Below are 15,964 nucleotides of genomic sequence, written 5' to 3' on the forward strand. Positions count from 1 at the left end.
ACGCCAGCACGCTAGGTACTTTCCAGGTACATGATGTGGGAGTAGCAGTCAGCTTCAAAGTACCGAGAGGCAACGCATTTGCCTTCTGACGAGTTCGGGCTGCGCTGGAGAATCAGTTATCACCAAAATTAGCTGCCGCGCCGTATCAAAAAATACAAAACAGGGAGAGTTAGATGGGAAAGAAATCACGAGAGAAACGTGAGCGCAAGGCGGCGAAGCTGGGCAGAGATCCGCAAACTAGGTCTCCCAGTATTGATTTTTTTTCCAGGCGGCGTGCGCCCGATTCTCAGATAGAAAGCAAATTTCAACGATGCATCGAGCAAACAACTAGCGTCCTCCGCCGGTACAAATGCATTGACGCAGCTTTGGCGCTGAGCATATCCGATTTGTGGCCAGCCAATGTGGGCAGCCCCATCAAGCATATGTTTGCCTGGTCCGTTCTGTTGAGAACGGAGGAGACGAATTCAGGTACGTTGCCTATTGCAACGTATGAGGACTTTGTAGTCTTCGTCAATGCGCTTTACGCGGTTTGGCCTGACTTTCCGATGCTTGAAGACTTTGCTTCCGAAGCGGATTGGGGTCAGACCAGGGTGCGTCTGGATTCCGATTTCGTTCCGATTTTTTACGGTAGCTGCATCGAGCGCGTACCTGATTTTGTGGAGGCGTTCCGAATCTCTTATGCAGATATCGAGACAGCACAAGTCGACATGGATCTCGCCGTCGCGGCGCAAACTTGTATTATCAATTCTATGCCTGAATTGGCTAAAACATCGATGCCGCAGCCGGGCATCGGAGACGTGGAGGTTCCTCCTGAAAAGTTCTGGTTAGCGTGTCGGTCGACAATTATTCAACTGGGCCAATACCTGGCTAATCGACGTGCTCATGCCAGCAAAGACCTTGAAGCCAGCTTTGGCGTTCTAAAGGATCCTCTCACCCACGATGGATTCGGCAATGCCGTGATGGCCGGACAGGTTCTCCCATACCTTGCTGTGACTGACGGAGATAGTTGGGTGCCTATTTCTGTACGGAATATGCCGGGGGTTGTCATCGACCATTGGGCAGCACTGCATGCTCAGGGAGTCGATGCGGAGGTACACAGGAGGTTTGGTCGCTTTATCGCAGAGCGCTTCAGGCATAGTCGTATTGGTCCAATCACTCTGTTCGTCGGCGAGACCGCAGTTCATCAACTACCTATAAGCTGCCTCATCCCCAGCAAATCAGGTGTATACCTCGTCTGCGCTTGCGATCATCAGTTGTATCTGCAAGCTTCAAGTGCGTCGCAGAATGTATACGCTGCTTTGAAGCGTGGTGAGCGTGCACACTTCCAATTGGCAGACGGACGCAGATTTTATTTGGGCAGTGACAGAAGCCGCTGTCTCAAATCTGAAGAAGTCCACGTTCTGATTGTGCTCACTCAATCCGGCACCGCGCCGGAAATGCTTGATCCAGTCGTGAAGCCCGCGAGGCTGATGCCATTGGCAGACTTCATCACCATATTCGACGATTTGGATCAGCCGGATGATATTGAATCATTTTGGACGTTCATGGATGGCCAACGAGCTATGTTCAGTCCGTTTTCCAGCGGACTTGCTGATCAATTTGCCTCGTTCAAAGACAGCCACGGAGTTCTGGTGGACGGTGCCATGGAGCCGTCGATGCTGATGCTGGACACTAGTTGGGGAACCTCGCGCCGCTTTAAGGAACTATCTTCATTCTGGGCCCTTGCTCCTAGTAGGTTTCCGACGGATTCCGCTGGTTGGAGACTGTCATCCGCGACTTCGGGTGTCACGAGAATGGAGTCACGCAGCTTGCCACTGTTAGGATTTTCAACGCAAGTGGTGGACGCTTGCGCCGTCCAGACCCTCGTTCCTATCGCCCCTCATCTGCAGGTAATAGATGGGCGGATGCTGGAGATGTTTGCACATTTGCTAACAGATCAGTTCTTCCGTCACCGCGATCTGCTGTCAACACTGCCTCTGCTGCAGCTACCGCATCTGATTCTTACCTGTGGTGTAGATGCTCGCGACGTTATCGAGCCCGAGAAGGCTCCCGAATCTCTGGCGATATTCCCTAACGTGATCGTCAAAACGTCACGAACGGAAGCTCAGCCACACGTTGTTCTTCTCACAATAAGAACTCGTGCTGTGATGGCCGGTTTGAATGACTCTAAGGATGCGTCTTTTGAGGTTAGGTGCCTAATCGAGGCCTTACAGCGCTGCCACGAGGAGTACGGATTAACATTTTCAAACGATTTGGCGGTGACTTTGCAATCTAGGGCCACGGCTGCGGCCCGGTTTCATCTGCAGCGCGCCCAGCGCCTTGTTGATGTCCCAGATTTTGTAGATCCTGTCATCCCATCCCCGATGGATTATAAGCAGGCTCGCAAGCATCTGGCTGTTGCCATGCAGCGGTCAGGTCTAAATCCGGGACGCTACGAGCTCAAGGACGCGAAGACGAAGATTGATGTCGGGCGGGATTTTCTCCGGAGCCATATTGAGAAGCGTCTTGGTTCTCTTGATCGGCATCAGCTTATTCGCCAGTGCATTGAGCAACATGATGCACTTGCCGCAGCGGAGAGATTTGCTGTTCTTAAAGCCCAGCAAAGCCTCGCGCATGACGTTGAATACGATCGTTTTGAGGCTGTGGAAAAAGCACGTAAGGACCTTGGCGCAGCGGCTCGTCATTATCGATATCTTCTGGAAAAGGTTCTAAGTTCGACGGGCGGCGGTGCGCAACAGGTCACTAGCGAAGTGTTGCGTGAGCTGGTGGGATTGGTTGATTGGTACAAAGTACTGGCGGACGCCGGCGACGTATTGCACACCGGGGTAGACGTAGGAGGTATTGAGATCGATGACTTCCACGTACCCCAGATCTTTTATTCAACCGATTCCGGAGAAAGGGGCGAGAAATTCGCTCGGGAGTACGCCAAGTCTCGATTGGGTATCAACTTAAATGATCAGGACGAGGTGGAAGGTCCTGTAGAAGAACTGATGGCTGACGAGAGGATGCGCAAAGCCTTTAAACAGGATCTTGGATTTGAGTTGCAGCACTTACTCAGTGCGTTAGTAGTTCTTTCCCAGCCTGTGCAATTGGGACTGACTGACACGCTCGAGCTTTCATACGTGGCAACAGCGGATAGACTATCGCAGCTCCTGGTGGACAATATTGAAGGGCTAGAGAATTCCGAGAGTGCCCTAATTGTGGAGTTCCTGACTCTGTCAGGCACCCATATTCGTCGTCTGGCAGGACGAGATGTGGAAGAGTCAGAGGTTCCATACTGGGAGCACAGCAAGCGGATCCACCGATACGCAATCCGCCCATTAATCGATGAAGGCGATGCTTTGCGTTGGGGGGCAGAAACCGCCAGTCGAGCCCTGAGTATCTGGAGTGCTTCCGTACGGGATGGATATCTTCCCGCCGATTTTTCGCTGCCCAACGTTGAACCGCTTATCAGAGAAATCAAGGAAGGGATTGAGAAAAAGTTGGAGGCGCGGGCAGGAGAAGTGCTTTTACGGCATACGCCCTATGTGATGCGTAATCTAGATTTTTATCGCAGGTTCCGCAGCGAACGATTTGACGATGTGGGAGATTTTGACGTGTTCGCGTATTGGCCAGAAACGAATACGCTGCTGGTTGCCGAATGCAAATACAACCAGCCAGCGTACTCAATGAAAGATACCAGGCGACTCAGAGACAAAATCTTCGGGAAAAGTGAGGACGACAGAAATGGCCAATTCAGCCGGATTCTGCGTCGCAGGCAATTCCTTCTTCAGCACAGGTCGCGGCTCCTGGAGCTATTGAGCTGGCCTTTACCCCAAGTTGATCAACCTCGCGATCTAGAGATCTACGTCAGTCGAGCTATCCATTACTGGATGGTGCATCCGCCATACGAGGTTCCGACTGCATTTACCCGAATCGATGCATTAGATGCCTGGCTCACACAACAAGTCATAGTTGCTCCCGCCGTCGCTTCTACTACATCGGGGCTTGAATGACTTCGGTCTTGGACGCAATGACCCTCGCCCCTGCGGTCGCTTGTGCCCACTACAATCGCGGTTTCATTCGAGCATATGAGAAAGCGTCAATCAAAGAGCCTAATTGGGAGCACCTTCTTATGATGACGTTAGGCGTCGGGCTAATACAACACATCTTGATCTCGCTCTTCCCGGTGGTAACGGTTGACCCGCGTATTGTTGTCTTTAGTCGCATCACCGAGTTCTCGTTAAGGGCCGACCGTATCGTGGCGGCCTCTGAACTAGAGGCCGCCCGTGTCTGAAGACATCAAGAACACCGCGATCACCGCCGCAGGCTACATATACCAGAACCGGCAAGGCCTACGAATCCTCTGCGATTGGCTTGACGCGCCGGCTCGCTACACCCGGGTCAGGTTTGAGTGCGACGACGAGGCTGTCGCGCCGATGGGGCTGGATGACATCGTTGTCGAGCGTGCAGATGGCCTCTTCGACCTCCAGCAGGTCAAGTTCACCCCGGCCTCACACGTGCATCCACTCTGCTGGAATTGGATGCTCGAGAAAACCGGCACGACGGCGCGATCGCGGTCGATGTTGCGCAAGTGGTTCGATGCCTTCAAGGCGCTAGACCCGGCGCGTACTGGCCTGCTCTCGTTGACGACCAACCGCCGTCCGGACGCCGATATCGAAGCTTGCCTGGATGGCGGCAAGATCTCCTTCGCCAAGATCCCCGAGCCCAGGCGTTCTGAGGTCATCGCCGAACTTGGGGGGGAGCAAGACTGCGAGACGTTCTTCAGCCAGCTGCAAATTTGTCACAGCGATAAGGGGTTCGACACGCTGGAGCAAGAGGTCGATGCACGACTTCGCAAGCATGGCACTCTTGAGGGTATTGCTACCCTCAAGAACATTGCGTTGAACTGGGCCACGCGGAAGAACTTCCCGCCCCCGGATGGCTGGATCACGCTGGAGCAAGTCCGCAACATCCTGCGGTCGACGCCGCCGGCACCTTTGCCTGAAGACTTCGTTGTTCCCCCGGGTTACGAGGTGCCTGACGAAACATTTCATCGGGAGTTCGTCCGTGACGCTGTCGGCGCTACGGGGAGGGCAATCGTGCTCACAGGGCCGCCGGGCCGTGGGAAGAGCACATACCTGAGCGCGTTGTGCGACACACTTGCCGAGCGCGAGATCCCCACGGTCCGACACCACTACTTCCTCTCGACGACGGAGCGGGGGAGCGACCGGGTGAACAGCTACGTTGTCGAGCAGTCCATCGACGCTCAGATCAAACGGTTTCATCCCGATGTTCAGGCTCCAGCGGGCGACCTGCGCTCGCTCCTTGAAGCGTGTGCTTCACACTACAAGAAACAGGCCAAGCCATTCGTTTTTGTCCTGGACGGATTGGACCACGTCTGGCGCATTAACGCTCAGGACAAACGGCCGCTGGACGATGTGTTCTCCCAAGTGATCCCATGCCCAGACAACATGGTGCTACTCGTTGGAACCCAGCCTGTGGACGACGCCCAGTTGCCGACGGATCTGCTTGCCTTCGCGCCCAAGGCCGAGTGGCGCACGCTTCCGGCGATGTCTGAGAACGCAGTTCTGTCCTATTTGCGAAAGGCGTTTCAGGAAGGCAGGCTCACGATTGGCTTCGAGGGTGAGGATGGTTCGGATGCGCAACTGCAGGAAGCTGCAACCGCGCTTCGCACGAAGACCAATGGCCATCCTCTGCACGTCATCTATGCTACCGCGGAGCTTGAGCATGCCGGTCGCAGCTTGTCGAAGTGGGATGTCGAGCAACTGAAGGGAGACTTAAGCAAGGATGCAAAGTTTTACTACGCATCGCTTTGGGAAGTCCTTCCTCCAAGTCTCAAAGACACGCTGCGGCTGGTATGTGCCTTCTCGTTTTTCTGGCCTAGGGCTGCATTCGGAGAGATCGCAGCGAAAGTCGGCGCGGCGGAGCCGGAAGTCGCGAAAGTGGAGCATCTGCTTCACTCATCGGCGGCAGGCCTGAAGGTTTTCCACGAAAGTCTGGCGGTATTTGTGCGTGCGACCGCAGGCTATTCCGACCGCATTAACGAACTGATGCCTGCTGTGGCAAGCTGGTTGGAAAGCACTGCGCCCACATCGCTACGCGTGAACTGGCTGTGGACGGTTCAGGCGAGGATGGGGGATCCCAAGAATCTCATCACAGGCCTCACCCGCGATTGGATCATGCTCCGCCTGGAAGAGGGATATCCAGAGTCGCTCTTTGATACGCTGCTGTCCGATGCATTGGTTGCAGCGCTGGATACCAACGCGTTCGCTGAAGCCTTTCGACTAGAGCACCTCAAAGCGCGGATGGTCGGTGGCAGTCAGTACCAGATGCAGAACGATGACATGGCCAGGCTGATCTCGTACACGTTGATCCTGACTGAAGAGGAGGGTGTAGTGCGGGAGGCTGTTGCCTCTAGACATGAGGCAGACATCTTGCGGCTTGCCGCACTAGGACTGGCGCTGCGTGCTCGGGGCGACAAGATCGTAGCCGAGGCTTGTGGTGAAGAGGCCCTTCGTCGGTTCAGAGGCTTGAGCCGTTTCTCCAGCAGGTACTCGTCGAGCGCCGGCTCAGATGAATATCAATTCCTCATCGAAGCATTTGCGCGCCTTGGTGCCATCGGCGCGACCCCGGCAGCGCTGGCTAGGCTAGTTTCTGAAAACGGGCCGTTTGTTTGGATGCCGCGAGTCCAGATGCTTGTTGAAGAGGGTAACCTGGATGACTTGATGGCGGCCGCTGCTTCGCTCGCTTCTGGTGAAAGCAAGAGCATCATCAGCGATGCGTGCGTCCGTGCGGCGGCGACCGCTGGAGTGAGCATCGCGGAGCGCGATGACTTCAACGAACTTGAGCGAACCCCCTTCGTCGCTGCCGTAGAGGCGGCTCATACGCGGGCCTCGAAGCCGTTGAATGGGCCTATCCCCATTGAGTGGCTCAAGGGCAACTACTACGAGCGCAAGGAAGATCTGGCGACACTCGCGCACCACTGGTTTTTCAGCGCCGTTCAACTGAGCCTGTGCATGGCTGCGGAAGGTCAAACTGCCTTTGAGTTCGTGCGGGCTCCCGTCTACGAAGACCGGAAGAACATTACCGACTTCCTCAACGCGCTGTCTGTGGCGGCGGCACAGGTTGCACACCATTGGTGGCGGGGGGAGTTCGTGGACTTCCATGAGCTGTTCGAGTTGCTAAAGACGGTGGAGTTCAGGCGCTTCAGGCAAAGCCATGACGCGAGCTCTGCAGCCGAGGACTTTCGGAGCGCGCTGCATCGCATTGCCTGCGATATCCGTCTGGGCAGTATTCTGTTGGACCACTTCGACGACGTGGCCCTGACCGACGAAACCATGAAGGCGGCGGGACAGCAGGCTTGGTTTGACTGCGCGTCATTCCGCACTCAGTACGCTTCCGGATTGTTGACGAGGATGAGCGACGATGCGGCGGCTGCGTTCGTTCAGTCCCAACGTGTCTTGCTTGATGCAGAGATTCGCCAGGAAACCAGCGTTCATCTTCAGATGCCGCTCCAGCTATGTGCCATTGCGTTAGTTCATGGCTTGAACTCCAGCGCTCGCGAGTTGTGCAAGCAGACGTGGGAGCTGACAACTGGCTATGCACACCGCAAAGACCCTACGCTGAACAACACGGTCGACGCTATCGGCTATTTGGTCGATGTCGCCCCGAACGACGCTCGCCGCTTGCTCAGCGTTATTGCGCCTCAGGTCCACCACGTCTTGGACTACACCGATGGGAAGGGCACCAGACATGTTCTGGCGGCCGCCGACCGACTACTTGCGAAGCTGAAACCGTCAGCTTTGGTGACTAAGTACGAGGAGCATACTCACGCAGGCGACTGGTCGCAGGCAGAAGACAGTTTGCGGGAATACGTGGAGCAAGGTGTCAGGGATGGTTGGCCGCTTGACGCGTTGATGCGAACCGGACTGCATCCGGAGATCCATGACGCTCTGAGTAGAATTGCACGAGAAGGCAGCGAAAGCGCTGGGGAGCGACTTCGAGTACTTCGGGAACATGTCGGTTGGGACATCGGAATGCTGCAGCGAACGGAGAGTAATGGCAGCGATAGCGAAAACAAACCATACACTGAAGATGTCACGACTTTTGCGCCGGAACAACTCGGTGAGCTGCTCGACAGCTCATCAGCCAGCTACAAAGAGCAACTGACGCTCCTTCGTACCTGGTATCAACATTGGGAAAAGGCTGGGCAAGGAAAGCGACTTCTTACGGCACTCGACGGTTTGCTTCTGTCGGGAGAGGGCAGGCTCCGGGGCGTTTTGGAGCTGTCTGATTTGGCATTTCAGACTAGACGCAAGCTAAGTGGCGCAAAGGCGGCATGGAAGTATCTCGTTCAGGCGCACATCCATAGCGGTGGTTGGATCGGATTTATGGAGAAGGAAGAAAAGACCCGCAGCAGACTCGATTTAGTCGTCAAGCACTATCCGCAGCGCTGCGACGAGTTCGTCACTGCGACGACCTACAGTATGTTCGGTGACCCCGAACCTCCACGAGTGGCACCTAACGAAGTGATGGTCTACTTCTATGCACGACAAGGGCGCATCGCAGAAGCCGTGAAATTTGCCGAGACGATGGTTGGCTGCGTCATTGAAGACACTCGTACTCTACCATTGGGAAAACCACGCTGGGCTGTCGAGCTAGTCCAACTTGAAGGAGCGGAAAACTGATGGACGAGCTTCGCATCCTCATAGCCAGGCTTGGTTGGCCGTCGACATCTGCAAGGTGGTGGAGCATGCAGGAGCTGGCAGCTCGGCTAGGTAAGGCTGCTATAAGGGATGAGACTGAGTACGCGCTGCTTCAACAGCTGAGTTCGCGCAAGCTTGAGGCCGAAGTGGTTGAGGTGCTGTGTATCTTCTGGATGGCAACGCAAGCGTACGGCTACTCACCTAGCCTCAAGCTGGCTGAAAGCATCCCGAAATCATCAATACTTTCGGACCTGCTACTGGAAAGCTTTGGTATGTTTGCCGAAGACGACGAAGAACTGGAGGAGGCGCCCGACGACTTCGAGATTCCCCAAGACTTTGACGGTGTGCAAGGCTCAGATCTACCTCGGATGTTCCGGACTTCTATGGGCGAGCTCGAAAGCCGCACTGGGTTTCCATTCGTCCGGCAGATGGCTTTTGAATGGGCAGCGAATCGATCCGCCTACCCGGACGCCCCGTTCCAAGGAGATCCTTGGCACTTCTCACGCCCCCTAGGCGATGGTTTCATCGGACAGCTCTCCTCGCGGACAGCCCTTCGGGCTATCTCTGCCTACCTTCGCACGTTGGCGGTGGCTGAAGAGTTCTGGGGTATGCCAACGGATCGAGCGGAAGCTAGGGCTCTCTTGGCTTTGCCAGTTCATCCAACCTTGGCCTTGCTCAGACCTCAGCGCCCGGTCTGGTTTCCCGCGGCGACTGACTTCGACGGCGATATAGAGGCTATCGAATCATCTGTACGAGGCTTGGAAGCCCACGTAAAAAAAATACGGCCCGATGACGAATTGATCGCGTTCAGTTCACCAATATTTGTATCGATGGTGCGGTGTGTGGAGGTTTCACTGGTCCGTTGGTCGCAAGCGGAGGGCAGCAGCACCGCTGACAGTGACTTACCAGCACATTTGGAGGATTTCTGGGCCAATGGTTGGATGCTTCGCAGTGCGTCCTATGACCCCTTAAGCACGACAACTATCTTCGTGCCGCCCCAACTAGGCGGGCTGACGGAAGAGCAATGCAAGGCTTGGCCACTTGCTGCGCCGCTTGATTTCGACCGTTTAGGTTATCTCCAGCACGACTTATATCCTGGACGGCTTTTCCTTCCAACGCTACCTGGCGCTGACCACGCCGAACTTACCCCTTGTGACGGGCGGTTGGAGGTTAAGGTAGACGAACAGGTAATCGCGGACCTCTACTATTGGAATGCCGGTTGGGGGGCTGCGCGACCCATTCAGTTTAGTGGTAACTGCGGTACCGCCCTCATTTCACGGGGCACTACCTATCGGGAAGGAGCTGTTTCGACGGAAGGTTCGGTGCGCTCGTTCTATTTTTGGCAAGTGAGAACGCTGCACCGAGACAACACTTTTGACTCCTTCAATCAAACGCTGACGACGGGAGCCATGTTCGTTTAGCTTACCGGCACCTCATAGGCTTCGTTTCGCCAACCGCGCCTGATTTGATTTGGCCGGCTCATTTAGTCGAAACCGGACGATGGCTGAACGATGTGCATACCAGTACTCCGCGGGAGATACGTAGTTGCTGCTTCTTGAGAGCAGTGAAGTTAAGTAACCCTACGCTTCATTGACTCACGCAGTGATTCGAATCGAGCCCCTAGCGTGCGCAGAATATCAGTAGACATCGTTAGGAACGCTTATAGGGACTCTGACGACTACACATTGCGGTACGTATTGATCGCCTACTTCTTAGAAGATGCGGAGCTGCAGGGTTCCAAGGTCGCGAGACGAGCGAGTCAGTCTTATTTGACTAATGTTGACATTTGAGTCAACCGGCCATAGAGTTTTAATGGTAGCCCTTGAGGCACTTGATTTTTAACCCCCTTGAGGGATTTGCAGAGCCCGGTTGATTTCCGGGCTTTTGCCTTTCTGAGGCTATTGCTCGCGCAGCTAGCAGCTACTACCCCAGTGGGTATCTGCCTGGCGTACTCGAGGTGAGTTGGGCGGACGCTTGCTCCTTTAAGCAAGATTGATCACCTTATGATCGTTCATCTTACTCTTGAGCACACGGTTCTCGTCCAATAGCACCTCATTGACGGACGCGAGATGGGCGATCTTGGCCCGCAGTTCCTCTATCTCCTGACGATAGGCTGCGGACTTCTTGCGCTCAGCAAGCAAGCCTTGGTGTTTCACATCACGCATGGCGCGACTGGAACGCCCTTGAGCCTCGCGGATAGCCTCGGCAATTCCTGGGTAGTAGTTGTGAATTAGCGCCGTTGATACTCCTGCTTCGCGGGCGACTGCGGTGATCGTAACCTTGGTTTCCCCTGAGCGGGTACGTCCCTTTTGGATGCGGTAAAGCGCGAGCCGCAGATCCTTTTCACGATCCTCAGCCGGCTTGTAGTTGGTTGCCTTGTCGATAGGCTTCATGCGATCAGGGTCTCCGGGTCCATGCCTAACTGGGCCAGTACGTCTCGGCACCGATTCAGGTCGCGCTCAACGCGCTGTCGTCCGCTCTCTCCAATGTCTGGGCAATGCAGCAGCCCTTTCAGATCATCGTAGAGTCGCTGGTATATGGCCGCATGGCGGCGTCCAATCACGGCGTTGTTACAGTTGCCGCAGCGGGTACGTTCTAGAGTATTGCCGACGCAACCGTCGTTGTCCGCGGTGCACCAAGCATGACCGTTGCTGCGAATCGCAGTGCTTTCAGCAATAGACTTCAGCATCGAGGCGTGATCCTTGAATATCAGCAGGTTCTGGGGTTCCCGCTGCCACTGCTTGAGCGCACGACCATAGCCGCCAGCCATGGGGTCGTCGCCCAGCCAGTAATCAACGATGCCGAGTTTTATATCTTGCAATTCCGTCTGAATATCGGCGTACAGGTCTAGGTCCAAGTGCTGTCCCCAACTGTCGTCTAGCGCGTAGCCCAAGGTCATGTCCAGTGACCAGTGCGCGTAATGCTCCTTGAGGTAACGCAGGTCACCGAAGCGGCTATGCGCGGCGTAGTTGGCAAACTTGCGGCGGAACTGGTGGCTGGTGAGACTCCAATTCAACCCGCAATCCTTGATGAATATGTTTAGGTTGAAACCCAAACCCCACGTGGTAAGCGTGCGCACTTGGTTACCCTTTTTTGGATATACGCCGAGAAATAACGCATGCCGGTGCTTTTGCGCTTCGACAATTTGCGGATCATGTGGGTTGGCGCGGCGGCGCTGTACGATCTCTGCGGCGATCATGGCCTGATAGGGCGCGCACCAGCGTTCCATCACGCGCAGGCTAAGCACGGCGGCCTCAGGGATCATCCAGTCATGAATTCCTACGTCAGTCTTGTCCGACCGCGAGCGCATCCAATGATAGATGGTGCCCTCATCGTCTTGGGTACGGTGGTGCGCACCCAACTGCAAGTTTGCCAACTCATGGTGGCGACAGCCGGAGGTGCTGGCCAGGGTGATGTAGCAGGCCGTACGCAGGTCGCTCAGCGCCCTATTGAATGCTCTCAGACCTCCCTTCCGACCACTATCGCTCAGAAGGCGATTCTTGGCCGCTATGACGGCTTCGCGACATTGCCTCTTTCGCTGCGTCGCGATGACTTCCAACTTATCGCGAAGGTCTAACAGTTGATGGCCGCGTTCAACCTGCAGGTAGGCCCGTTCGAACAGGATGCAGAACACATCATCGGGGATTAGTGGTGTCGTGCTGTCTTTCTTCTGACGGGAGCCGCTACCGGTAAGCCCTGCCATTGCTAAAGAGGACGTCTCTGGCCAGGGATGCTTTGGTATTGGGTCATTGGTGTACTGGCTCAGTTCATAGAGCGCTTCGACGGCCGCTAAACGTCTACGTAGTCCCTCTTGCGACAGCGGTTTTCCCTTAGACCGGTGGGGTTGCCGGTACGCTTTGCAGGCGGTCACATAGCTCGCACATACCAGAGGTGTCACCCCGCCTAGGTGGTCGAGCTTGAGCGCCTCCAAATGCCGAAGGAATATCATTGTATTAAAGAAAAGTTGTCGCACTATGCCGCCTTTAGGCCGACCCGAATCTGTGCGCCCACGCCGGAGATAACGGTACAGCACCGCCTTCATTACCCCCCGAAATACCGGTGGCACGATGCTGAAGTCCAGTCGTGTTTTGCTGGCAGAGATGTTGTTGGGGAAGCCGTCGAGTTGCCAGGTGTTATCGCCGTAGCAACTGAGGATGACCCAGTGTTCACCAACCTTGGTCGCGCTGATGATCAGAGCGTCGCGCTCGGATTCTGCGAGCTCACACACATCGTTCGGCTGGGTGTGAAGAGGTACCTGGGGTAGCGCCGCCAGGAGGTTGCCGTTCATGAAAATGTCTCCAGGCTGTCAATCAAATCAATCGACCAGAACTGGTGTGGCTGGGTTCGGGCGCGCTCACGGGCGGCTTCCACAGCTGTGGCCTTAAAGATGCCGCGACGCAGCCCCTCGGTAACGATGTAATGCTCAATCAGTCGTGGAATGTGGGCGTATTCCCGTGCCCAGCGCCGCTTGTCCATGCGCGAGCGCTCGGTCAGTACGCGGAAGTAGAAACTGAACAGTTTGTACAGATCTTCTGCCGTCACCGCGTAGTGCTTGCAGCGCAGACAGTTCATGAAATTCATGCAAGTCGCGCCTTCGCGCGCCGGGGCGTACTGACCGTATACCAGGTCGGAGCAGTGGCCCATGGGGGTGTCCCTATAGGTCGTACCGATGGTACTAGTCAGCAACTCCTGCACCAGTACCTCACCCATGAACTGCCAGTTGCGACGGGCATCTTCGCCAGGCACCAAGTAGTTCTGGTCGGCCACCTGGGGAGTGTTGCCGAGCGCCGCGGCGGAGGTCGTTAAGTCGCCATCGGTCAACTCGAAGATACGATTAGCGAAGGTCTTGCGAAGGCGCGAGACATTGATGCGCAGTGCCTTCCCCTCGCTGTCGGTCAAGCTATATTTGGTTACGAGGCTACTTGTTGCCTCAACTAGCGCACTTGGATTCAAAGCCGAGACTCGACTGACGCCCTTACCGCTACCATAGCGATATAGCCATACTCGGCCCTTCAGGTTGTCCGGGGCATCTGCATCCAGAGACTCGGTCAGCGACATCACGCGGCGGATTAGTCGCTCTACGTTGGTTCTCACGCTCGGTGTTGATTCCAGGAGGCGATTGGCGTCCGAGTCTGAGCGTAGCGCCACTTTGCTGGTGTTGTAACCACGCCGCTTCCATAGCACCAGAAATACGGCGTTGTCTTTAGGGTGTGGCCGCAGGCAGTCCCGGCCCATTTCCAGCAGTGGAGTTGTATTGCGTCCGGTGTGCAGCGCAATGACCAACAAAGCGAAGACCAGTAGTTCTTTGGTCACTGGTGCGTCGTCATTCCAGATCGGCTTAAGTGCCTGCCTGAGTGCTATTGTGAATGCTTGTAGCTCGCGCTTAGACAGCGCCGTCTCGCCCTTGCCCTTGAGGTTGCTGTTTGGGAAAGGGTTGCGCGGAAAGGTGGCTGCATCGCCGGAGTTGATAAGAGTGATCAGCCCACGCCGACCCAAGGCGAGCAGCACAGGCTTGGTCTTCGAATAGACGCTCTTCTGAGAATTAATCACCCAGCCCTGCCCCGCCAGATGTGTAAGGTAGCCGTCGACCAGATCCCGATGTAAATCAGACAAAGCTAAGTCACGACTAAAAGCCATCCTACGCAGCACGCAGTAGTCGAGGAAATTGCACAGGCCAGTGTTGCAATAGCTGACAATGGTGGTGACAGAGGCGGCTTGGTCCTGGCCGGCGAGGAACCGCTCGATTTGACGCTGACAGACGTAGGTAACGTGGTCGATGCCGACGCCGTACCAGCGGCCAAAGTTGAAGCGCCGGGCGCTAATAGTGCTCCGACAGAACTCGACCGTAGTGTTCGTCGGCGGGATGACCTCGGGGAGAATGACCACATTGCCTGTTGCGTTGTGACAGTGCTCGACTTGCGGGATGCTGAGATCGGTTTTAGTAAATACCTTGCGCTTGCCCATCAAGTCCCCCCCACTAGTGCGTTCAACTCATCGTCATAGGCCAGCACAGCCTCGTCGGCTATTTCGTTGACCAGATGCAGGTAAACCATGGTTGTTTGAATCGAACTGTGGCCAAGTTGCCGTTGGATGAATACTAGGGGTTCCAGTCCGCTCGCAGGATTGCGTTGAAGACTGATCAGGGTATGTGTGGCATAGGTATGTCGGAGCATGTGCGTATGGACCTTAATCCCCGCTCGCTTGCCTGTCTCGCTGATGATCCGATTGAGGCTCTTACCGTCCTCACTGTAGGTTCGTCCGAACTGGTTGAGGAGCAGCGCCCTTTGCGGGGGCTTGCTCAGCGACGCACGCTCGCTGCGGAACTTCGTCACATAGCGATAGAGTTCGGCCATAAACCCGCGACTAACGTAGATACCTCGCGGTTTGCTGCCCTTGGTCACCATGCCGCTGCCGTCGAATGGATCGAGGTAGATGCGAAGGTTGCGCTCGGTTCGTAGCGCCTTGTCTGGATCGAACACATATGACAGCGGAAAGGCGGCGAGCTCCTCGCGGCGCAGACCCGTATGTAGCGCCAGGCGCATCATCATGCGGTGATGAGGGTTCTCCGCAGCGGTCAGCAGCGCCTTGACATCGGCCATGCTCAGGAACTTTGGCAGGGCCTTATGTCTACGCGGCATCACATCGTTTGCCATAGCCTTGCCGCCACTGGCATCGATATGTGCAAGAAAGCTTTTACCGCGCCTCACGCTACGTTCTTCATAGGCAAAGGGTAAGCGTTTCACCCACCCCTCCTTCAGCGCGAACTCGTAGAACTTGCAGATGTAATGCAGGCGCTGGTGAGTGGTGTTCGGTGCCAGTTCGCACGCCACCAGGCAATAGTCCCGGTAGGCCGCCGCAAGGCTCTTGGCCTCGCCACGATCAACGTCGCGCCAGTCGATCTCATGGGCCTGGAGAAAGCTGAAGAAATCATACAGCGCGCGACCGGTGCTGGGCCAGGATCGCTTAGAGCCAATGACCCCGCGAAACAGGTAGTGACGAAAGAACTGATTGGCTGGGACACAACTTTCCATTGAGTCCCATAGCAGAATGGGGAATCCAGGATACGGTTGCCCAGCGATCACCAAATCGTCAGTAGCCCACACAAGCTCCATCTGCCATCCCCTGTACTGACCAGGCAGCCAATCCCTTTGTCTGCTCTGGCAGAGTTAGGGCCATCAGATCGACCCTCAAGCACATCTTGCAACTATGAATTCGTGAGGGTCTGTTTCTATTAGACGGAATATTTAACGGTTGCA

7 protein-coding genes are annotated in these 15,964 nt (G+C 55.6%); 3 read left to right on the plus strand and 4 right to left on the minus strand.

All coding sequences use genetic code 11. The annotated features are described in order from the left end of the window. The first annotated feature begins 173 nt into the window (after positions 1-173). The 3 genes from NTD81_RS00975 to NTD81_RS00985 all read left to right on the plus strand — a co-directional run bounded on the left by NTD81_RS00975 (position 174) and on the right by NTD81_RS00985 (position 10,129). A complete protein-coding gene (locus tag NTD81_RS00975) occupies positions 174-3,995 on the plus strand; it encodes a hypothetical protein (RefSeq protein ID WP_262178493.1) in 3,822 nt (1,273 codons plus the stop codon). A gap of 273 nt (positions 3,996-4,268) precedes the next feature. Continuing rightward, positions 4,269-8,690 carry an NACHT domain-containing protein gene (locus NTD81_RS00980; protein WP_262178495.1) on the plus strand — a complete coding sequence of 1,474 codons (4,422 nt, stop codon included), beginning with the start codon at positions 4,269-4,271 and terminating at the stop codon, positions 8,688-8,690. Further along, entirely contained in the window at positions 8,690-10,129 is a 1,440-nt protein-coding gene (locus NTD81_RS00985) for a multidrug DMT transporter permease (RefSeq protein ID WP_262178497.1), read from the plus strand. The genes NTD81_RS00980 and NTD81_RS00985 overlap by 1 nt, the downstream gene beginning before the upstream one ends. Positions 10,130-10,690: 561 nt before the next feature. On the opposite strand, the gene NTD81_RS00990 is transcribed toward NTD81_RS00985, so the two are convergent. The 4 genes from NTD81_RS00990 to NTD81_RS01005 are packed head-to-tail and all read right to left on the minus strand — an operon-like array spanning position 10,691 to position 15,820. Continuing rightward, a complete protein-coding gene (locus NTD81_RS00990) occupies positions 10,691-11,101 on the minus strand; it encodes a TetR family transcriptional regulator (RefSeq protein WP_262178499.1) in 411 nt (136 codons plus the stop codon). Continuing rightward, a complete protein-coding gene (locus NTD81_RS00995) occupies positions 11,098-12,996 on the minus strand; it encodes an integrase (RefSeq protein WP_262178501.1) in 1,899 nt (632 codons plus the stop codon). The genes NTD81_RS00990 and NTD81_RS00995 overlap by 4 nt, the downstream gene beginning before the upstream one ends. Beyond that, positions 12,993-14,672, minus strand: coding sequence for a hypothetical protein (locus tag NTD81_RS01000; RefSeq protein WP_262178504.1), 1,680 nt, complete (start codon positions 14,670-14,672; stop codon positions 12,993-12,995). The genes NTD81_RS00995 and NTD81_RS01000 overlap by 4 nt, the downstream gene beginning before the upstream one ends. Continuing rightward, complete coding sequence (locus NTD81_RS01005; RefSeq protein WP_262178506.1) at positions 14,672-15,820, minus strand: tyrosine-type recombinase/integrase; 1,149 nt, start codon at positions 15,818-15,820, stop codon at positions 14,672-14,674. Before NTD81_RS01005 ends, NTD81_RS01000 begins: the two co-directional genes overlap by 1 nt. Positions 15,821-15,964: the final 144 nt, after the last annotated feature.

The organism is Pseudomonas sp. 5P_3.1_Bac2 (genome assembly GCF_025465995.1).
Lineage (GTDB): Bacteria > Pseudomonadota > Gammaproteobacteria > Pseudomonadales > Pseudomonadaceae > Aquipseudomonas.